Source organism: Streptomyces dysideae (assembly GCF_001514305.1).
GTDB lineage: Bacteria > Actinomycetota > Actinomycetes > Streptomycetales > Streptomycetaceae > Streptomyces > Streptomyces dysideae.
Genome location: NZ_KQ949117.1, coordinates 51,925 through 71,410 on the forward strand (window position 1 = coordinate 51,925; position 19,486 = coordinate 71,410).

Annotated in this window: 21 protein-coding genes and 2 pseudogenes; 11 read left to right on the plus strand and 12 right to left on the minus strand. The window is 66.0% G+C overall.

The annotated features are described in order from the left end of the window. Nucleotides 1–91 precede the first annotated feature (91 nt). The 3 genes from AQJ91_RS41545 (at nucleotide 92) to AQJ91_RS41555 (ending at nucleotide 3,174) form a co-directional block, all read left to right on the plus strand. Nucleotides 92–1,072: a right-handed parallel beta-helix repeat-containing protein gene (locus AQJ91_RS41545; protein WP_067033159.1), complete on the plus strand. Its 981-nt coding sequence runs from the start codon at nucleotides 92–94 to the stop codon at nucleotides 1,070–1,072. Beyond that, nucleotides 1,069–2,310, plus strand: coding sequence for a DUF1349 domain-containing protein (locus AQJ91_RS41550; protein WP_159054779.1), 1,242 nt, complete (start codon nucleotides 1,069–1,071; stop codon nucleotides 2,308–2,310). The genes AQJ91_RS41545 and AQJ91_RS41550 overlap by 4 nt, the downstream gene beginning before the upstream one ends. Nucleotides 2,311–2,985: 675 nt before the next feature. After that, a complete protein-coding gene (locus AQJ91_RS41555) occupies nucleotides 2,986–3,174 on the plus strand; it encodes a hypothetical protein (protein WP_067033165.1) in 189 nt (62 codons plus the stop codon). A gap of 60 nt (nucleotides 3,175–3,234) precedes the next feature. On the opposite strand, the pseudogene AQJ91_RS41560 reads toward AQJ91_RS41555, so the two are convergent. Continuing rightward, nucleotides 3,235–4,233 (minus strand): annotated as a pseudogene (locus AQJ91_RS41560) (mobilization protein); the annotation flags it as partial. A gap of 80 nt (nucleotides 4,234–4,313) precedes the next feature. Here AQJ91_RS41560 and AQJ91_RS57975 point away from each other — a divergent pair. Then, on the plus strand, nucleotides 4,314–4,691 hold the full coding sequence (locus AQJ91_RS57975) for an ArsR/SmtB family transcription factor (RefSeq protein WP_324618052.1): 378 nt from the start codon (nucleotides 4,314–4,316) through the stop codon (nucleotides 4,689–4,691). A gap of 27 nt (nucleotides 4,692–4,718) precedes the next feature. Here the strand turns inward: AQJ91_RS57975 and trxA are convergent, their stop codons facing one another. Genes trxA through AQJ91_RS41580 form a run of 3 tightly spaced genes read right to left on the minus strand, consistent with a single transcriptional unit; the run spans nucleotide 4,719 to nucleotide 6,472 of the window. After that, complete coding sequence (gene trxA / locus AQJ91_RS41570; RefSeq protein WP_067033167.1) at nucleotides 4,719–5,042, minus strand: thioredoxin; 324 nt, start codon at nucleotides 5,040–5,042, stop codon at nucleotides 4,719–4,721. Nucleotides 5,043–5,075: 33 nt separating this feature from the next. Continuing rightward, a complete protein-coding gene (gene trxB, locus AQJ91_RS41575; RefSeq protein ID WP_067033170.1) occupies nucleotides 5,076–6,062 on the minus strand; it encodes a thioredoxin-disulfide reductase in 987 nt (328 codons plus the stop codon). Next, nucleotides 6,059–6,472, minus strand: a complete 414-nt coding sequence (locus AQJ91_RS41580) for an arsenate reductase ArsC (protein ID WP_067033173.1) — start codon at nucleotides 6,470–6,472, stop codon at nucleotides 6,059–6,061. The genes trxB and AQJ91_RS41580 overlap by 4 nt, the downstream gene beginning before the upstream one ends. Before the next feature lie 93 nt (nucleotides 6,473–6,565). Between AQJ91_RS41580 and AQJ91_RS41585 the strand changes: the two genes are divergently transcribed. Next, a complete protein-coding gene (locus tag AQJ91_RS41585) occupies nucleotides 6,566–6,874 on the plus strand; it encodes an ArsR/SmtB family transcription factor (protein WP_067033176.1) in 309 nt (102 codons plus the stop codon). Continuing rightward, nucleotides 6,871–7,956 (plus strand): ACR3 family arsenite efflux transporter, encoded by a 1,086-nt coding sequence (gene arsB, locus AQJ91_RS41590; protein ID WP_067033178.1) that lies wholly within the window; start codon nucleotides 6,871–6,873, stop codon nucleotides 7,954–7,956. Before AQJ91_RS41585 ends, arsB begins: the two co-directional genes overlap by 4 nt. Nucleotides 7,957–8,062: 106 nt before the next feature. Here arsB and AQJ91_RS41595 read toward each other — a convergent pair whose 3' ends face one another. The 3 genes from AQJ91_RS41595 to AQJ91_RS41605 form a co-directional block, all read right to left on the minus strand. Further along, on the minus strand, nucleotides 8,063–8,470 hold the full coding sequence (locus AQJ91_RS41595; RefSeq protein WP_067033180.1) for a type II toxin-antitoxin system VapC family toxin: 408 nt from the start codon (nucleotides 8,468–8,470) through the stop codon (nucleotides 8,063–8,065). Next, on the minus strand, nucleotides 8,467–8,742 hold the full coding sequence (locus AQJ91_RS41600; protein ID WP_067033188.1) for a hypothetical protein: 276 nt from the start codon (nucleotides 8,740–8,742) through the stop codon (nucleotides 8,467–8,469). Before AQJ91_RS41600 ends, AQJ91_RS41595 begins: the two co-directional genes overlap by 4 nt. A gap of 449 nt (nucleotides 8,743–9,191) precedes the next feature. Next, nucleotides 9,192–10,637, minus strand: a complete 1,446-nt coding sequence (locus AQJ91_RS41605; RefSeq protein WP_107122676.1) for a family 43 glycosylhydrolase — start codon at nucleotides 10,635–10,637, stop codon at nucleotides 9,192–9,194. Nucleotides 10,638–11,000: 363 nt separating this feature from the next. Between AQJ91_RS41605 and AQJ91_RS56795 the strand changes: the two are divergent. Both AQJ91_RS56795 and AQJ91_RS41615 read left to right on the plus strand, forming a co-directional pair. Further along, nucleotides 11,001–11,568, plus strand: a pseudogene (locus AQJ91_RS56795) (tyrosine-type recombinase/integrase); the annotation flags it as partial. A 622-nt stretch (nucleotides 11,569–12,190) separates the two neighbouring features. Continuing rightward, nucleotides 12,191–13,423 (plus strand): DNA sulfur modification protein DndB, encoded by a 1,233-nt coding sequence (locus AQJ91_RS41615; protein ID WP_234383356.1) that lies wholly within the window; start codon nucleotides 12,191–12,193, stop codon nucleotides 13,421–13,423. Nucleotides 13,424–13,730: 307 nt separating this feature from the next. Here AQJ91_RS41615 and AQJ91_RS41620 read toward each other — a convergent pair whose 3' ends face one another. Then, nucleotides 13,731–13,952 (minus strand): DUF2188 domain-containing protein, encoded by a 222-nt coding sequence (locus tag AQJ91_RS41620; RefSeq protein WP_067033190.1) that lies wholly within the window; start codon nucleotides 13,950–13,952, stop codon nucleotides 13,731–13,733. After that, entirely contained in the window at nucleotides 13,953–14,120 is a 168-nt protein-coding gene (locus AQJ91_RS54895) for a hypothetical protein (protein WP_199848160.1), read from the minus strand. It abuts the gene before it with no gap. Between the two features lie 218 nt (nucleotides 14,121–14,338). On the opposite strand from AQJ91_RS54895, the gene AQJ91_RS51120 reads away from it, so the two are divergent. After that, complete coding sequence (locus AQJ91_RS51120) at nucleotides 14,339–14,704, plus strand: helix-turn-helix domain-containing protein (protein WP_079085593.1); 366 nt, start codon at nucleotides 14,339–14,341, stop codon at nucleotides 14,702–14,704. 3 nt (nucleotides 14,705–14,707) lie between these two features. Continuing rightward, nucleotides 14,708–15,226, plus strand: a complete 519-nt coding sequence (locus AQJ91_RS51125; RefSeq protein WP_079085594.1) for an ImmA/IrrE family metallo-endopeptidase — start codon at nucleotides 14,708–14,710, stop codon at nucleotides 15,224–15,226. Between the two features lie 300 nt (nucleotides 15,227–15,526). Here the strand turns inward: AQJ91_RS51125 and AQJ91_RS54125 are convergent, their stop codons facing one another. From AQJ91_RS54125 to AQJ91_RS41630, 3 genes are all read right to left on the minus strand, one after another. Then, nucleotides 15,527–16,522 (minus strand): PIN domain-containing protein, encoded by a 996-nt coding sequence (locus AQJ91_RS54125; RefSeq protein ID WP_159054780.1) that lies wholly within the window; start codon nucleotides 16,520–16,522, stop codon nucleotides 15,527–15,529. A gap of 539 nt (nucleotides 16,523–17,061) precedes the next feature. After that, nucleotides 17,062–17,286 carry a hypothetical protein gene (locus tag AQJ91_RS41625; protein ID WP_067033192.1) on the minus strand — a complete coding sequence of 75 codons (225 nt, stop codon included), beginning with the start codon at nucleotides 17,284–17,286 and terminating at the stop codon, nucleotides 17,062–17,064. Continuing rightward, nucleotides 17,283–18,404, minus strand: coding sequence for a DUF1152 domain-containing protein (locus tag AQJ91_RS41630; protein WP_079085595.1), 1,122 nt, complete (start codon nucleotides 18,402–18,404; stop codon nucleotides 17,283–17,285). Before AQJ91_RS41630 ends, AQJ91_RS41625 begins: the two co-directional genes overlap by 4 nt. A gap of 99 nt (nucleotides 18,405–18,503) precedes the next feature. On the opposite strand from AQJ91_RS41630, the gene AQJ91_RS41635 reads away from it, so the two are divergent. Further along, nucleotides 18,504–19,244 carry a GntR family transcriptional regulator gene (locus AQJ91_RS41635; protein WP_067033199.1) on the plus strand — a complete coding sequence of 247 codons (741 nt, stop codon included), beginning with the start codon at nucleotides 18,504–18,506 and terminating at the stop codon, nucleotides 19,242–19,244. The last annotated feature ends 242 nt before the right edge of the window (nucleotides 19,245–19,486 follow it).

A 19,486-nucleotide genomic window follows, 5' to 3' on the forward strand; every position in this document is an offset into this window, starting at 1 on the left:
CCACAGCTCGCTGAGCTACCTCAACAGCCTCGCGCAGCCCGGCCGGACCGAGATCCACGGCGTCGGATCCTTCACCGACCGCTATGCCCCGGTGACCGGCATCAGCAACGGCACCATCACCATGGCCCAGCCCTCGTGGGACAACAACACGTTCGGCTACGACACCCTGACGAGCCCCTTCCACGCCGGCCCCCTCTATATCGAGAACGCCTACGAGTTCCTCGACACGGCCGGCGAGTGGTACCTCGACACCGCTACCGGCACCCTGTACTACAAGCCGCTCACCGGGCAGGACATGAGTGAGGCCGACGTCGAGGTGCCGAAGCTGGAGTCGCTCATCGGCGTCGGAGGGACGTACTCCTCCCCCGCCACCCACATCGCCTTCTCAGGGCTGCAGTTCTCGGGCACCAGTTGGCTGGACCCCACCGTCCACGGCTACGCCAGCCAGCAGACCGGCGCGTACATCTCCGGTACCTGGGACCGCCCGTCGGACGCGCTGACCTCGTGCCAGAGCGGCTGCCCGCTCTTCGAAGCGACACGCCCGCACTGGGACCAGATGCCCTCCGCCGTCCAGGTCTCGGCCGCCGACCACATCACGTTCACCGGTAACCGGTTCACCCAGCTCGGGCAGGGCGGCCTCGGCATCGGCAACGACGCCAACGCCCACACCACCGGCGTGGGACTTGGCGCCGACACCATCACCGCGACGGGCAACGTCTTCACCCAGGACGCGGGCGGCGGCATCGTCGTCGGCGGCCTTCAGGCGGACGCGCACCACCCCAGTGACAGCCGGATGACCAACCGGAACATCACGCTGAACAACAACCTCATCCATGACGTGGCGTTGGAGTACCGCGACATGTCGGCCATCCTCGTCACCTATGTGAACGGCGCGACCGTCTCGCACAACGAGGTGTACAACCTGCCCTACTCCGGCCTCACCATCGGCTACGGCTGGGGCGTCAACGACATCGGCGGCAGCCAGGACTACGTCAACCGGGGCCTGTACAACTACCAGCCCACCACAGTTCCACGATCATCACCAACACCGACGGCCGCGGTAACGTGGTGAGCGGCACCGTCGTCGTCAGCAACGGCAACTGGCCGCCAGCCGCCAAGACGGTCATGGACAACGCCGGTATCCAGCCCCTGTACCGTCCGCTGACCACCGACCCCGTCAGCTCCCCCTACAGCGCCTACTCCTCCACCCCCGCCAACACCGGCCAGAGTGGCGGCCACTTCACCATCACCGACGCGGGCGCGGACATCCGGGGCGCCGGCGGACAGCACGACGACGAGTACGGCACCGTCTTCCGAAACGGGGCAGCTGTCGACGGCACGTCGGTGACCGCCCGGGTCGACAACCTGGACAACACCAACGACTGGGCCAAGGCCGGCGTCGTCCTGCGCAACGACCTCACGGACGACGGCTCCTCCGCCGGATACGCGGCTGTGGTGGTGACCCCGAAGAACGGCGTCAGCTTCCAGCGGGACTCCGACGCCGACGGCTACCTCGACCAGTTCACGTCCACCGCTTCCACCGTCAAGGCGCCGGTCTGGGTGCGGCTCACCCGCACTGCCACCCAGGTGTCCGCCTCCTACTCTGCCGACGGATCCACCTTCACTCAGGTCGGCTCGACGGTGACCCTGCCGTCCATGGCGACCACCCAGGATGCCGGTGTCATCCACACAGCCCACAGCACCACCGCCGGCAGCGCGACATTCAGCAACCTGCGCATCGTCACCTCTCCCTACAAGGCATACAGCTCGATTCCGGCCGCCGTCAGCCAAAGCGGCGGAGTGACCTCCCTGACCAGCGCGGGCATCGACATATGGCGCTCCGGCACGGCATACGACGACGAGTATTCCGCCGCCTACCAGACGGAGGCCGCTGGAACGTCCTCGACCGTCACCGTCCGCGTCACCAGTCAGGACAAGACCAACAACTGGGCCAAAGCCGGCCTGATGCTGCGCAACAACATCGCCTCCGCCGGCTCGTCCACCGGGTACCTCGTCCTCGCCACCACCCCCGGCAACGGAATCGCCCTGCAGTCGGACTCCAACGGTGACGGCTACCTCGACACCAACACCATCAAGACCGGAAGCGCCACCGTCGCCCCTGTCTGGCTCCGCCTGGTCAGGAGCGGCACGTCGGTCACCGGCTCCTACTCCGCCGACGGCACCACCTGGACCACTGTCGGCACCGCGACCCTGACCGGGGCGAACAGCACCCTGGACGCGGGCATGTTCTCCACGGCCCACGCCGGAACCATCGGCACCGCGAACTTCAGCCAGTTCTCCGTCAGCTGACGAAGCGGTTCGGGTCACGATCTCCGAAACGAGCTCCGCGTGCCGGTGCGACCTCCGCACCGGCACGCGGAGCGCCGTCATGTCCGGGCCAACCTGCGTGCGGCATGGCAACGCCCACGCGCAATCGACGGTGCCGCACCCACCCTGCAACGCGCGGAGTCTTCACGGCCGCGCCGGCGAGCCGGTCGGCCGCCCCGGGTACGGGCGGCGGGCCCGCAGCGCGTCGGTGTGAGCAAGAACCTCAGCAGAGGATGAATCCTGGATCCGGACACGCGTTCTGCGGGCGCGGGGTGCTCGGGTGCCCCGCGTCGTGTCTCCGCGGTCCGGGATCACGCCCGGACCGAGACGGGTGGAGATCAGGACGCCGCGAGGTCGAGCCCCCGAAGTGTGGTGCCGGGGGCCGCGGTCAGGGCCTGCCGGTCTCGGCTGCCTCCTCCGCGGTCCGCAAGGATCGGCTCGCCTGATGGTGCAGGGCGTCCGCGAGCAGGCGGCGGAGCCCGACACCCGGAGTGGCGAGAGCGCGGACGTGGACGGCACTCCGGACGCAGACGGCACATGACGGCTCCGGAACTCGACCGATGCCGGCACTGAACAGGTGGCGACACGCGTGGGTTCCGGCGTCATGGCATTCAAGAATCCGCAAACCCACGCACTTCCGACATAGGCACCCAGAAGATGGCCGCACCTGATCTGGGTGACGAGCAGTGGAGTCAGCTGCTCACCCACCTGGTCGGCGGGCAGCGCAGCGTCGTCAAGCAGACGGCGGTCCGCGTCGGCAACGTCCTGGTGATCGTCTCCGGCTTGCCGGGTCTCGTGGATGCCAACCTGGAGAAGGCACTCGCCAAGGCGGAGGCCGTCTCCTGACCACCCTGCGGTACCGGTGCCCCTCTGCCTTGGCGGAGGGGCACCGGCGTATGCCCCGGATTAGCGTGCGTTGCGCAGCCCGTCGTGTCGGCTTGGCGAGCGTCGGACAGTACTTCCGCCCTTCGCCGCAGCGGTGATGTGTTCGGGCATCCGGGCGGCGTCGGCGGGTAGGTCGGCCATGCGTCGCAGGCGCCACACGAGCACGTCGCTGATCGAACCGGCGGTGTCCAGCTCCCGCCGCGCGACGGCCTCGGTCAGCAGCTCCGTCGGGTCGTAGCCGGCGCTCTCGGCGTCGGCGAGCGTGGCGGCCAGGGCGTGCCAGCCCGGTTCGGCGAGGACCTGATCCGCCAGCTCCGGCACCGCCTGACACAGGTGGACGGTCTGCCTCTGGCGCAGGGGCCGGGACAGGCGCTGGCCCTGCCGGTACAGCACGCCCAGCGGGACGCCGGCCGCTGCCCGATAGGCGGCGCGCAGGTGCTCGGCGGCCTCCCGGGCAGCGGCTGCCTGCTGAGCGTGCCCCTTCTTGGCGTGCCAGTGAGCGGCGGCCGTGACGAAGAAGAACACCATGTCGATCACCATCGCCGAGGTCGCCCCGTCCTCCCCGCGGCCGAGCGCGGGCCCGCTGTAGACGAGGTCGCGGGCTGCCCGGCGCAGGGCGCGGTCGTGCCCGCTCTCGGCTTGGATGTGGGAGCGGGTGGCCCGCTCGAACACGAAGGCTGCCTCGCGTAGTTCGGCGCGGGTGTGGGCGGCGGAGGTCTTGGCGAGCGCGTCCAGGACCTCGCCGGCCGCTGCGATGTGCGCGGCCACCTGCCTGTCCTCACCGTGGTCGACGATCATCAGCGCTTGCCACGCAGCGGTGGCAGCACTGCGTCGCGCGGCGGCCGGACCGGTCGGCGCCGGGCCGGAGGATCGGGCGGACGGTGCGTTGTCGCTTTGGTCGGCGGCGTCGCTGTCGCCGGAGAAGCGTTTGCGGATGCGGGGCAGGGACAGGTCGGGGGAGAGGGTGGAGCCTGCGTAGAACACCGGCTCCTTCTCGCCGTTGCGGTTGTCCGGGAGGGCGTCCGGCCGCGGGCCTGCGCTACGACGGCGACACCCTGTATCTGCCGAAGGTCCCGCTCAACAACGGCCAGCACTTCGAAGTGCTGGCCCTGCTGACCGGAGGGGCGGTCGGCGACGACGTCGAGGTGAGTGGCGGTATCCGCGACGGCGAGGTGAAGCGCAACCAGAGTCTGGGCTTCCGGCAGCCGACCGTCAGTCACCATCTGAAGGTCATGACCGAGGCGGGCCTGTTGAACCGCGAGCGCCGCGGCACCTGGTCCTGGTACTCGGTGAACTACGACGGCCTGAACCGAGTGCGCGCGATCTTGGACCCCCCGTCGGCGATCTCGCGATGGCGGCCTCCAGCCAGGTGTAGTCCGCAGCGTTCCTCGAAGGCGCCGGTCAAGCCGTGCGTCTGTATGGATTCGTGCGCGGCGAAGGGAGCGGCCTTCCGCGGGGCCGCCCCCTTCACTGCGTGACGGCGCTCATCGCGTGATGCCGCCGGCTCAGCCGAGGTAGTCGGCGAGGTCGCGCTCCAGTGCGGCCTTCGGCTTGGCGCCGACGATGGTCTTGGCGAGTTCGCCGCCGACGTAGACGTTCATCGTGGGGATGGACATCACGCCGAACTGCGCGGCGGTGGCCGGGTTCTCGTCGATGTTCAGTTTGACGATCTCGATCTTGCCGCCGTGCTCGGCCACGATCGCCTCCAGTGAGGGGGTGAGCTGGCGGCACGGGCCGCACCAGGCCGCCCAGAAGTCGACGAGCACGGGCTTGTCGCTGGTGAGGACGTCCTGCTCGAAGGAGTCGTCGGTGACATTCTTGAGGGCCATGTTGCTTTCCTCGTGTGCGTGGGGCGGGTGCCGTCAGACGGTGACGGCCTCGGCCGGTACGGGCTGGGCGTCGGCGAGGGCGGCAAGGTACCGCTCGGCGTCCAGGGCTGCTGCACAGCCGGAGCCCGCAGCGGTGATCGCCTGCCTGTAGGTGTGGTCGACCACGTCACCGGCGCCGAAGACGCCGGGGATGTTCGTGCGCGTGGAGGGGGAGGCGACCTTGAGGTAGCCCTCGTCGTCCAGGTCCAGCTGGCCGGTGACCAAGTCGGTGCGCGGGTCGTGGCCGATGGCGACGAAGAGGCCGGTGGCCGGGAGCTGTGAGGTCTCGCCGGTGACGGTGTCGCGCAGGGTGAGCCCGGCGAGCTTGCCGCCCGCCTCGTGGATCTCGGCGACCTCGCGGTTCCAGGCGAAGGAGATCTTCGGGTCGCCGAAGGCCCGGTCCTGCATGGTCTTGGAGGCCCGCAGGGTGTCGCGGCGGTGGACGATGGTCACGGACTTGGCGAAGCGGGAGAGGAAGGTGGCCTCCTCCATCGCGGTGTCACCGCCGCCGACCACCACGATGTCGTGCTCGCGGAAGAAGAAGCCGTCGCAGGTCGCGCAGTACGACACGCCCCGGCCGGAGAGCGCGTCCTCGCCCGGCAGGCCCAGCTTGCGGTGCTGCGAGCCGGTCGCCACGATCACGGCCTTCGCCCGGTGGACCGTACCCGCGCTGTCCGTTACGGTCTTGACGGCGCCGGTGAGGTCGACCTCGACGACGTCGTCGGGAACGAGCTCGGCGCCGAAACGCTCGGCCTGGGCCCGCATGTTCTCCATCAGCTCCGGGCCCATGATGCCGTCGCGGAAGCCGGGGAAGTTCTCCACCTCGGTCGTCTGCACCAGCGCGCCTCCGGCCGTGACCGCGCCCTCGAAGACCAGCGGCTTCAGCGAAGCGCGGGCGGTGTAGAGAGCGGCGGTGTATCCCGCGGGGCCGGAACCGATGACGATGACGTTGCGGATGTCCGTAGTCGTGCTCGTGCTCATGCCTGCGGCTCCGGCGCGATCTCCTTGATCAGGCCCTCGACGAGCACCTTGATCTCGTCCCGGATCGGACGCACCGCCTCGACGCCCTGGCCGGCGGGGTCGTCCAGCTGCCAGTCCAGGTACCGCTTGCCGGGGAAGACGGGGCAGGTGTCGCCGCAGCCCATGGTGATGCAGACGTCGGACTCCTTCACGGCGTCGACGGTGAGCATCTTCGGAACCTCGGTGGAGATATCGATGCCGACCTCACGCATGGCCTCGACGGCGGCCGGGTTCACGCCGGCGCCCGGGTTGGAGCCGGCGGAACGGACCTCGACACGGTCCCCGGCCAGGTGGGTCAGCCACGCGGCGGCCATCTGGGAACGGCCGGCGTTGTGGACACAGACGAACAGCACGGAGGGCTTGTCGGACATCAGGAGGGTCTCACTTGTCTCGCGACGGCATAAGGCGTGAATGACTTCAGTACCCGGTGGTGTCAGTCACCACTGATGTGAGAGTATCAGTCCATGATGACGTCAGTCGACACTGATCTGATCCGGGTTCTGGCCGACCCGCTCAGGCTTCGAATCGTGACCCTGCTCGCCCGCGAGACGCTGTGCACCAGCCACTTGGTGGAGGAGACCGGTGCCAAGCAGACCAACCTCTCCAACCATCTGAGAGTGCTGCGCGAGGCCGGGGTCGTCGAGACCGAGCCCTGCGGCCGGTACACGTACTACAAGCTGCTCCCGGACGTCATCGCCCAGCTCGCCGGCCAGTTCGCCGACCTGGCCGAGTCCGCCCGTACCGCGAACGAGAACAAGAGGGCCTGCCCGTGACCCGCACCGAAACACCCGCGACCGTGGAGGAGTCCTCGGTCGTCGCGAAGCTCTCCACGCTGGACCGCTTCCTCGCGGTGTGGATCCTGATCGCCATGGCCCTCGGCCTCGGCCTCGGCCGTGCCATCCCCGGCCTGAACGACGCCCTGGCCAAGGTCGAGATCGGCGGCATCTCCCTGCCGATCGCCGTCGGCCTGCTCATCATGATGTACCCGGTCCTGGCCAAGGTCCGCTACGACAAGCTCGACGCCGTCACCGGCGACAAGCCGCTCATGATCTCCTCGCTGGTCATCAACTGGATCGTCGGCCCGGCGGTGATGTTCGCGCTGGCCTGGATCTTCCTGTCTGACCTGCCCGAGTACCGCACCGGCCTGATCATCGTCGGACTCGCCCGCTGCATCGCCATGGTCATCATCTGGAACGACCTGGCCTGCGGCGACCGGGAGGCGGCTGCCGTCCTGGTGGCGCTGAACTCGGTCTTCCAGGTTCTGGCGTTCGGCCTGCTCGGCTGGTTCTACCTCGACCTGCTGCCCGGCTGGCTGGGTCTGGGCGACGGCGAGCACCTCGACATCTCCATGTGGAAGATCGCCCTGAACGTCGTCATCTTCCTCGGCGTCCCGCTGCTGGCAGGTTTCCTCACCCGCCGCATCGGCGAGCAGAAGCTGGGCCGCGAGAAGTACGAGTCCGACTTCCTGCCGAAGATCGGCCCGTGGGCCCTGTACGGCCTGCTCTTCACGATCGTCATCCTCTTCGCCCTGCAGGGGAAGACCATCACCTCGCAGCCGCTGGACGTGGCCCGCATCGCGCTGCCACTGCTGGTGTACTTCGCGGTGATGTGGTTCGGCACGTTCGCCCTCGGCAAGGTCATAGGCCTGGCCTACGACCGCACGGCGACCCTCGCCTTCACCGCGGCCGGCAACAACTTCGAGCTGGCCATCGCGGTCGCCATCGCCACCTTCGGCGTCACCTCCGGCCAGGCGCTGTCCGGTGTCGTCGGTCCGCTCATCGAGGTCCCGGTCCTGGTCGCGCTGGTGTACGTGTCGCTGGCCTGGCGGCGCAAGTTCAGCACCGCCCAGCGCTGACACCGGCACCGTAGGAGAGCTGATGAACTGCCTGGACACCTCACGTGTTCAAGCCGGAGTGCGGGCAGGGGAACTGGGCCTGACCCGCAGGTGATCAACGCCAAGCTCAGACATCCTTGATCTGGACGCGGTCGCCGCACAGTTTCGACCAGTCGTCGCGGTCCGAAGTCAGCACCAGGACGGGCGCCGGGACGCGGAGCGCCATCGCGGCGACGAGAGCATCGACGGCGTACTTGTGGCCGTGCAGGCCGCCGGCGTCGCTCAGCAGCTGTACCGCGGTGAGGCTGTCCGCCTGGGTGACGTCCTGGACCTGAAGACGGGAGAGCACCCAGTGCAGCCGGGCGGTATCCGTCTTGCCGTAGACGGCCTCCACCACCGTCGGAGCCGACACGAGGACGGGCACACCGACGCGCCGGGCGGCTTCGATCCGGGTGACCATCAGGTGGTCGTTGCGCAGGAGCAGCGACAGCGCCTGGGAATCCAGAACCAGGGACCTGGCCGCGGGTGCCTTCATGCGGCGCTGTCGCCGGACGCGTACGGCGCCGGTGCGTCACCGAACAGTTCGCGCTGCGCCGCCTGGATTTCGGCCTCGCTCAGCGGCTCGTGCTCGGCTTCGTAGGCGGTCACGATCTCGGCGAGGCCGTCCATCGCCAGCTGATGCCGGACCGCCGCGGTCACGTACGCGGACACGCCGCGCTTGCCGGTGCGCGTTCGCAGAGCACCGAGGAGTTCTGAGGGCATCGAGACGGAGATGTTCTCCGTGCCACCGGGGCGGGGTGACTTCATTGGGGCCATTCTAGTACATCGACTATTACAGCGTCTGGTGTGCTGCGCAGCCTGCATCCGGCGCGGGCGTTGACGTGTAATCCAGGCACCGCCCCGTAACGACCAGCGCGATCGTTACGGCATCGGACTGTCCAGGCCCGACCGGACACCCAGGGGCAGGAGACTCTGCCCATCAGCGGCCTCCGGCCGTGGGCCGGAGGCCGCATTCCTGGACCACGCATCAGATGCGTGCCGCCCGGACGCGGAGCGAGAGCGGGCGACCCGGGAGTACCTCCCACGCCCCTGATGAGGGTCTGTCGCGAAAAGGGGCGCCGATTCATGACAGCACCCGCGCGCCGCCCTGAGGTGACGCGCCGATGGCTCACTGATCACATCGCTCTTCGCGTAGCCCGGTCGCCCGGCCCGGTTCCGGTCCCTCGCGGAAACCGGACCGGTGCGTCCGGCCGGTCCTACTCCTTGTAGAAGGTGGCGTCCTGCCGGGCGACGGTGGTGGTCACCGGCTGGGTGTAGAGCAGGTAGTTGTAGTGCCGGATGTAGCGGCCGGGGAAGTTGAACGACTCGTACGACACAGCCGCGGGGTCGGCGAGACCGGCCCGCTCGTGGAACGAGGCGTCGTTGTCGAACAGGGTGCTGCCGTCGTCCTTCTCCACCCACACCTCGTTGTTCTTGTGGCGCAGGTAGTAGCCGGGGAAGTTGGCCGATTCGAGGGAGACCGTGCCGTTGCCGGCCAGGCCGGGGACGACGCGGAACTGCGAGTCGGCGAGTTCGGTGACGTTGGACTCGGTCTTGGCCCGGAACTCCCAGTGCCGGATGAACTTGTCCGGGAAGTTGTACGAGGAGAAGCGGACGGGGGTGACACCGTCGGCGACGGGGATGCCGAAGTTGGGCGTGCCGTCGGCGTTCCAGTACACCTTCTGGTAGCGGGTGCGGCGGTTGGGGTCCTTGAGCGGGTCGCCGACGATGTCCTTGTAGTTGCGGGCGTGGTAGACGAGGATGTCCGACTTGCCGTCCTCGGAGACCGTGAAGGAGTTGTGGCCGGGGCCGTACTGGCTGGTCTTGTCGTTGCTCTTGAGGACCGGCGTGGGAGTCTTGCTCCAGGAGGCCGGGTTCATCAGGTCGGCGGTGGCGTCGGCGGTCAGCAGACCGAGGCAGTAGTTGGCGTTGGTGGCGCTGGCCGAGTAGGTCATGAAGACCTTGCCGTTCTTCTGGATGACGGCCGGGCCCTCGTTGACGCGGGCGCCGGCCGTCTCCCAGGCGTACTGGGGCTTGGAGATCATGGCCGGGGTGCCCTCGATGGTCCAGGGGTTGGCCATCTTCGCCAGGTACAGTTGCGTGCCCTTGCCGAACGCCGGGTCCTCCTGGGCCCAGCTCAGGTAGCGGGTGCCGTTGTGCGTGAACGTGGTGGCGTCCAGCGAGAAGGTGTCCATGGGCAGGCTGATCCTGCCCTTCTCGGTCCAGGTGCCGGTGATCGGGTTGGCGGCGCTGGTCTCCAGGACGTACGGGCGGATCCGCCAGATGTCGTTGGACCAGCCGGCCGTGAAGTAGATGTACCACTTGCCGTCGATGAAGTGGATCTCCGGGGCCCAGATGTGGGCGCCCATCTCACCGGTGGCGTGCTTGGTCCAGATCGTGGTCTCCGGGGCCGTGGCGAGGCCCTGGAGGGTGGTCGCCCGGCGCATGACGATCCTGTCGTACGCGGGGACCGTGGCGGTGAAGTAGTAGAAGCCGTCGGTGTGCTTGAAGATGTGCGGGTCGGCGCGCTGCTCGGCTATCGGGTTGGTGAAGGTGACGGCGGGGGACGCGGGCACGGCGGCCTGGGCGGGGGTGGTCCCGGTGGTGAGCACGGCGAGCGCGGCCGCCGCGGCCACCAGAACCCGTCTGGCGAGATGTCTCATGTTTCTGTTGCGGCCCTTCGGGATCAGGCGGCCGTGGGGACGAGCCGCCACTGCTGGCAGGTGTTGCTGAGCCAGCGCCACCGGCGTACGTCGGTACCGTTGGCGTGCCGCGGTCGGCGACGTCCATGACCTTGCCGATGAGGCGTTGACGATGCGGGCGTAGTCGCCGCCGAGGTAGACCAGGCCGAACAATGTTCGACAGTACGAACGGCGTGCGGAACTGCGGACGAAACGTAAAGGCGGCTCAGGCGCGGCGTCAATGGGTGGAACGAAACCGATATCCCGAACGCCGCCGACCACCCGAGAAGCCACTATCAGCCACACGACAAGCCACTTCGAACTGCTGCCGGCGCCGGAACGGATATTGCCACCGTTGCCCAGGCCGATGCCCTCGCCGAAGCGATCGGTATCCGCTGGCGCCTCATGGTCTACCTCGGCGTGTAGGGCCCGACGCGACCCGAGGAACTCGCCGGTCTTCGCCGCAGCGGGTTCCTGGCGAGTCCAAGTCCGACGCCGGGGTCCGCACCGTCGTCCTCCCGGCGTTTCTCCACAGGGAAGTGAAGCGGCATCTCGCCTGGTACACGGAGAAGGGGCCCGATGGACTGCTGTTCGTCGGCGAGAAGGGCGCGCCGTTCCGGCGTACTTCCTTCGGTCGGAAGTGGCGGCGCGCCCGTGCGGTTGCCGGACGGCTTTCGCTTTTACGGCCTTCGTCACACCGGCCACACGCTCTCGACCCGCTCGGGCGCCACGCTCAAGGACACGATGGTTCGTGCGGGCCAGTCCTCTGATCTACCAGCACTCCGATGTGGAGCGGCAACGGGAGGTCGCTGCCGGCCTCGACGACCTGGTGCGCGCGGAGCGTGCGAAGCACCACAGTGACGACCCTGCACCCCTACCCGCGCACCACAACGAGGAGGCTGCCGAGGGCTAATGGTGCGGTTGTGGTGCGCGCCCCGCGCACCGTCTAGACAACAAAGAACCCCCCTCGGGCTGCTGGCCTGGGGGGTTTACGTGGAGCGGGTGACGAGAATCGAACTCGCGCTCTCAGCTTGGGAAGCTGAGGTGATCTAGAGATCGCCTGGGGGCTGACCTGCGGCGGGGGCGGTGTCGGGGGGCTTGGCCGTACCGTGGTTGATCCCCGCTGTTCCCCGTGGTTCCCCGCAGGATCTGGCACGCGCATGGCACGGCGTCTTCGCTCCGGAGCACGCGCGGAGGCTGAGCCTTGGAGCGTTAGACCGGAACCGTCCGTGATGGTCCGGCGTCGTCTGGTGCGGTTGCATGCCATTAGGCACGTAGGCCGTCATGGCCCGAACAGATCAAGGATCGCCTCTACCGGGTCCTTCGTCGTTTCCGCGGACAACCGACATGCCCGAAGAATGCTCACCGCAGTAGCGCATACGAGGGTTTAAGCTCCGCCGCAGCCGAGGAATCATCCACTGCGGTATGAAGAATTGAGGATTCCGCTTACCTCAGTTGACCTCCTGACGGTGTGTCCGCTAGCGTCCTGCAACATGACGGGGCGTCACAGTGGCGTCCCTGAAGGGGGAGGGAACTTGAGCATCACCACGTCCTTGAAGCCGGTGACCACCGGTCTGCCCGTCGACCTCCGGGAGATCCGCAGGGGGGTCATGGCGAACGGCGTCATCGACTGCGAGAACCTGCTGGCGATCGTCAACGACCCTCAGGAGGTTGAGGACGCCGCCAAGCGTGCCCAGAGGGCCGGACAGCCGATCAGCGAGTACGCCCGCACGCGCGGCGAGATTCAGCGGCTCCTCGGCACTGCGAGCAGCAAGAAGGCTAAGAACGTCGGCGAGTACGCCGACTACATTGCGGCCGGTCTGCGGGGGGACTACGACAATGCTTGGTCGCTGCCGCAGATCACTCTGTGGTCGCCGCGCCCGCTGGTCATCGCTGAGGATGGCTCGTCAGCCCTGCCGATCAAGGATGGCCTCTACGCTCTAGACAGCGAGACTCAGGTCACCGCTTGGCACCGGATCAAGCGGCACCCGGCTGCGTACGACCTGGAGGACTTCGACTTCGGCGCGATCCCGCTGTCGTTCGAGATCTTCCACGGCATCAGCGTCATGGCCGCCCGCCAGATCTTCCACGACCGCAACCTGAAGGGTGTTCCGGTCGACAAGTCCTTGGCCATGTCCATGGATGGCCGCGACTTCGGCACCACTGTGACGCGCAAGTTGATGGAGTCGCTGAAGGTGCCCTTCGGCGAGAGCACGGTTCCGCTGTCCAGCTTGATTCTCACAGGCAAGCGCCAGGTGTCGGACAAGGCCATGGAGTGGATGACGATGTCGGTCCTGCGGACCTTCGTCGCCACGGCCATGCTCGGCAAGGCCGGTATTCACGCCGCCTCGACTGGCATCGAGCACGAGGACATCCCCACCAACGAGAGTGGCGACCGTCCGGACAAGGTCGTCGTCCAGCGCGAGGTCATGGAGATGGTGGGCGCGTTTCTCCAGGAAAATGCCACGCTCTTCCATGCCAAGACTGCCATCACCGCACCTGCCGTCGTGGCCGGCCTGGGCGCGACCATGAACCGCACCATGTCTTGGAGCGCGGACCCCTTGCCCGAGGGCCTCAATCTTGAGCGCCTGTTGGAGGGTATCCAGTGGGAGCGCGAAGCGAAGTACTGGAGCGGCATCGCGGCCAAGGTGACCGACCGGGGCGCCGTCTCCTGGGCCGGCGGTGCCCGCGACTCCGGTCACAAGGTCTACGACGCGCTGAACCACCCGGAGAGCGACACGGGTAAGCAGATCCGCGGACGGTTCTAGCTTCGCTCTCGCGAAAGGCTTGAAAACCGTCGTGGCAGCGATGTCACCGTGGGTTCAAATCCCACCGTCTCCGCGCTGAGAGCAGCGAGAACGGCCCCTGACCAGGCAAGTGGTCAGGGGCCGTCGTGCTGTGCAATGCCCGCTCGTTACCGTGGTTCCCTGCGCCTCCCTCCACGATCGGGCACGGTTGGGGCACGAAGAAGGCCCTGCCCCGAGGTTCCCTGGGACAGGGCCTTCGATACGATCGCGTTGAGATGGTGTGGACTGGGGCTGCGGATTGCCGTCCTGTATCAGCCTCAGCCCCCACTCAGCCCCCCGGAGGGAACGGGTCTCCCCCGTAGGTGTACTCCGTCTCGATCGTCCCGTCCGCCTTGTGGATGATCAGCTGACTCGGCTGGTTCGCCTTCGCGATCTGACGTCCTGCCTCCACGGCGTCGGACTTGTAGGTGTAGTTCGACAGCGGCGTCTGCTCACGACGCAACTGCCAGGTGCCTCCGTTGGGCACCACGCGGTATCGAGTACGACTCATTCACTTCTCCTTGCGTACGCCCTTGAAGGGCTTCTTGTCGCTCTTGGCGTTCAGGAACTTGCCGGTCAGGACGTCCCGCAACGTCCAGGAGCCGGTGCGGGTGTTGAGCGTCTGGCTCCGCCCGCGCACGGCACCCCGCCGGTGGCCGGCCCCCGTGTTCTTCGCCATCGCTTCCTCCAATCGATCGACGCTGTAGGCGTGTTTGGGCAGGCAGCCGCCATGTCACCGACACGATCGCTACGTGCCGCCTGTGGAAACCCTAAGCACTAAGGCATCACGCGTCAAGATCAGTCAATGTCACTGACATTGAGGGTTTTACCTGCCGGTAACGTTTGTGAGGTAAACCTTGCCTGTTAGAGTTGGTTGACACTTCCCAGGGAGAACACATGCCGCTGCCAGACGATCCGCAGATCGATCGCTTCTACGCGTCTGTCGGGGATCGCGTCCGGGACGCCCGGTCTGCTGCGCGCATGACGCAAGCCGAGCTGGCGGATCGCCTAAGCCTCGCCCGTTCCTCAATCGCCAACATCGAGGCGGGACGACAGCGTATTCCTCTCCATGTGTTCTTTCTGATTGCTGATGCCCTAGGCGCAGACGCAAAAGATCTGCTGCCGAATGGCGTCACCTCTCAGGAAACCCCCAAATTGAGCAATATCGAAGCTCGTCTAGCAGCCGCGCCTGACGAGAGCAGCAGGGACTTCATCGAGAGTGCGCTGGCCAATTTGACGGGCCAAACGGGAACGAAGGAGTGACGCATGGCTAATGCGATTAATGCTGCAAGGTCGCTCCTGAAAAGGCATGACATTCGCGAGTTTCCAGTCCCCATCGAGGCCATTGCTCGCGCCGAGGGTGCAATTATTACTCGCAAGGCTTTTGATGGAACGCAATCTGGTTTCGCCCTGAGGGATGGCGACGTCAGAATCATCGGGGTTAACTCGGCGACGAGTCCAAGGCGCCAACGTTTCACCATCGCTCACGAACTTGGGCATCTTTCCCTACATGAGGGAAAGGAATTGATCGTTGATCACGCTATGCGAATTGACTGGCGTGACGACGTGTCCAGTCTGGGTACGAACGAGCAAGAAATTGAAGCAAATGCCTTTGCTGCTGAGATTCTAATGCCCCGCGATATGATCCAGTCTCAAGTGATTTCATATGTGCAGGACAGGACGATAACTCGCGATCATCTGATCACGAAAATGGCTCGCGATTTCGATGTGAGTGCAGAAGCCATGGGTTATCGATTGATTAACCTGGGCATCCTTGCCTCTTGAGTCGAAACCTGGGGCATCGCCGACTTATTTGGCGATCGATAGCGGGAAACGCCCGAACGAAAATTAGAGGAGAGCTGCCATCCTTGGTTGGGCGGCACCTCCTAGTGGGCAAAACCCTATCCTCCTAAGGTATGCCAGAGATCGTGGCGTCTGACCGCAGTCACGATTTTGGAATGCGGGCCAGATTGAGTCCCACCCGCTGGCCGGCGACGACGGCATGGGGAGGTTGCAGCTCGGGCGCGGAAGCCCTCGAATGCTTGCCAGATGGTTTCTGATCCTGTTGACCTTTTTTGAAAATGGCTAATACCGGTACCATTCCGGGGCGTTCAACTCATCCCCTAGGATCCATTCAAGAATGGCCATCTTCCCGTTGAGGAAACCCCATTCATAATCGTCCGCAGGCAGCAGTGAGCTGGCTTCATGCTTAGATTCGATGCGGGCCCTGCCCTGTCCGATCGACTTGCGTAGACCCTCATCGTATTTCGGGTTTATTTGGCCGTCTGGCGTGTCACTCCGTCTGCTGTGGATATACCAGATTCGATCGTACAGTTCCTGGTGCAACTCTAGGAGTTCTGCGAGCGGGCGAGGGGGCTCATCGAGAAATGCTACTTCTTCTGCCAGTTCCTCGTACTCCTCCCCGAGTTTTTCCGCAAGTACGGCAAGCAGTCCATCCACGTCATACGCGTAACTGGTGCGCTCCTCATCCGAAAATACCGCATCAAAGTCAGGATGCGGCTTCCGGCGGTCACCATTGACTACGGAGAAGTCCTGGTAGTTGGATGTGGCGAATACGTAGCAGTCCGCAGAATCCGCAGATTCCTCAAGGGCGGTGCGAAATAGTTCCACTAGGAGCGCATCAGCGATGCTGTTCTTGTTCAGGTGAAACGGAGCTCTCTTTTCGAGTGCGCGCTGGATCACGGCTCCATGCTCCTTAGTGCCAGGTTCAAGCCTTTTCCCGTGGCTGAGTAGCTCAGATATCTCGGAAAAATTCTGCAATGCTTGGGCACTGACGAACGGCACCTGGTGAGCCATCTCCGCAATCCATTCCTGTGCCTCGCTGTCGCCGTACTCCTTGAGGTCTTGTTTCAACAGCCTGAAGCGTTCGCGAACGCTGTCTGTGGCGGCCGCTTCCGCGCGCGGGCGATTACGCTCGAACTCTTTCAAGATAATGGATGGCACAAGAAGGTCGAGCTTTTTCTGAAAGAATAGAACTCGAATGGGTACGATGATTTGCTGGCCGTCGCGACGTCTGGCTATGTCCAGCCATACGGATGTATCGATCAGAAGCCTGAGCACAGCGAGATGGTAGGGCTTGTAAGCAAGATCAGACATCACAATTTGTTGAGTTGGTGCTGCACGCTGTATCGCGCAGGGCGAGGCCCGCAGTTCTGTGTGGTCTGGACCTCGATGCTGCCTGCGTTCGCAACCCTCCACTCACCCCAGCTCCCATCCCGTTTGCCGTCGACCCACACACCGTGGAGCGGGCGTGGTCCATGGCGTCCAGGTGGAGCGCGCCACTGTACGAACGACCTGGACGCCATGGACCCCGTCTGCTCGGCTCTGCCTGGGTCGACGGCAAACGGGATGGGAGCTCCCCACGCATGCCCCAACGAACCCGCACTCGGGCACGGCGCCCCCTCCATCCCGGCGTCGGCCGATCCCCCGCCGGAGGCTTGTTCTGACCTCATGCCCGTGTGCCTGCCTCTTGGGCGGGAGTGGGCGGCCGGCGGTGCCGAGCGGGGCGGAGACATGAGCGCGGGCGCCGCCGGCCGCCCACTCCCGCCCGGAGGAGCGGAGCGACGACGGGTGCTTGAACCCGTAAAGAAGGTTGTTACTCAGTCGGTGCCTGTGGCGGCTGAGATGCTGCGGGACCGTGCTGCCGCTCGTTGAAGAGCGTCGGCCACTTGTTCGGCGGCGTCGGCGGACAAGAGGATCTCTTGGGACCAGAGAATCGAGAGCCTGATGTCGCCGTTCAGCAGGTTGGTGGCAACGTCGACTTCTGTGCCGTTGCCAGTGACGTCCTGCACGTTGAGGTCTGGATCGCTGCTGTTGGCGCTCATGGTGTCCGGCTTGTGTGGTGGCTGCTGGCGGCCATGATGCCCCACAACGGGGCTGCGTACTGCTCCGGACGGCTGTTGATGAGCAGTCGGCGTAGGGCGTCGCGTTGTGTGCCGTCGAGGTTCAGGACCTCGGTGAGGTGGCGGAACGTCGTGTGGGTGATTCCGCGGCCTCGGGCCTCGGCCTCGAACTGGTCGAGTTGGGGGAGCAGCGTCTCGGTGTCGAGATTCAGCGGACGTTGGTCCTTGAGCCAGAGGGCCTTGTTGCGCTCGTAGTCGATTTCCGAGAAGCCGCAGACTTCGCGGCTCAGCGCCTCGACCTGGTCCAGCGCGGTCGTTGCCATGATCGCGCGGGCCAATTCGTTGCGGCTCAGCGCTTCATCCAGGTCTACCTCGTGGACTGTTGGGCCCTCGTCGGTGAGCGGGATCGGCAGTCCTGCGTCCCGTACTTCGCATGTGCCTCGTACGCCTCGGGCCGTCGCCGCGAGCATCCCGGTTGCCTCGGAGGGATGCCACTCCAGGACCGAGCTGATCGGGTCGACGTCCTTCGGCGTGAAGGTGTGGACGAGTGGGCCGAGCGTGCCTTTCAGGTCGTCGAGCGGAAGTTCGCCGTCGAGGCCGGGGCCTGCGATCAACAGCCTGATCGGAGCGTTCACTTGGCTGCACGCTGCCAGTGTGAGGGCGTCGGCGAGTGGGCTCTTCAGGGTTGGTTCGTCGCCGCGGGCAAGTGCGTCTCCGCCTACATCGAGGAGATCGATCGACTCGGGCTCCAAGTAGCCGATCAACTCTTCGAGTTGGCGTGTGACTCCCTCGGCGCCCTGCCTCGGATCGATCAGCGCGAACGTGTGCGGGAGCTCCGCCGCGAGTCGGGGGAGTGTGGAACCCGCCGGAGCGATCGGGCGCGCTTCCGCCGGCACCTGCCACACGGCCGGGGTGATCGGTTCGAGACCGGTGAAGTCATCCGGTCCTCGGGGGCCCGGTACCGGGTCGATCAGCAAGCGGTCCCACGCGTAGGTGAGAATCACCGCCTGGTCGTCGCCGTCGCCGTACAGGGCGGCGTGGAGCATTGCGGCGGCGACTGCGTCGCCCCCTCCTCCTGCTGCGACGATCAACCGCGTCATGGGCTCAAGGGTACGGGGTCCGGCGTTGACCATTCACCCTATAGTGGCTAGAGGCCATAGCCACTTGGCTGCCTGCGTTGCATTGAACGAGGAGGGCACATGCCGCAGATCGAGGAGGCTCAGCCGAAGTATCTCCAGATCGCGCACTTCATCCGCGATCAGATTCTTCGGGGTGACCTGCGGCCGGGGGACGAGGTTCCGTCAGAACGACAACTGGCGGCGAACTGGAAGGTGTCCAGGCCGACGGCCGCGCGGTCGCTGGAGGCGCTGAGTCATCAGGGGCTTGTCGAGAAGCGCCAGGGGTCCGGCACGTACGTGCGGAGCCTCGAAGTGAACCGGCGGGCACGTGAGTTGTACGGGCGGGCGCGGCAGACGGGCAAGATCTACACGCCTGGTGAGTACGCGGTCATCACGTCGGCCGGCTGGCTGGACGCGCCCGATCACGTCGCCGAGGCGCTGGGCCTGGTCAAGGACCGTCGGGCCGTTCACCGCAGGCGGGTGACCAACAACCAGGATGGGCCCATCACGCTGTCCACTTCGTGGTTCGCGCCGGACGTCGGGCAGCGGGCGCCCAAGCTCCTGGAACCGGAGCGGATTCAAGAGGGCACCTTGATGTACGTCGAGAACATGACGGGACGGCAGGGGAGTTACGCCGAAGATCGCATGTGTGCTCGGCAGGCGACCGACGAGGAGGAGGCGGACCTTCAACTTGCTCCCGGATCTGCTGTCTTGATCGTGCATCACGTTGTGTTCGACCTTCAGGATCGGCCGTTGGAGTTCGCCGAAGCCACCTACCCGCCGCACCGCTGGGCGTTCGAGCAGGGGTATCCCCTCACCTGATGGTTCGTCATTTCGGCGAACTGCTTGCATGCAGCGAGTGGCTAATGCCTCTATCCACTAAGTGGCTAAGGCCACTTCATCGGAAGGGGGCACGGCGTGACGAGTCAGCGGCCGGATCAGGGCACGCGCTTACCTTGCCGGGGTTGCCGTGGGCGCGGCTGGAAGCGCGTCGGTTCGCGTACGACCCTGGCGCTTGCCGCCACCGCCGACCGCACCCGTGCCACGTCGAAGCGGCGCTGCCT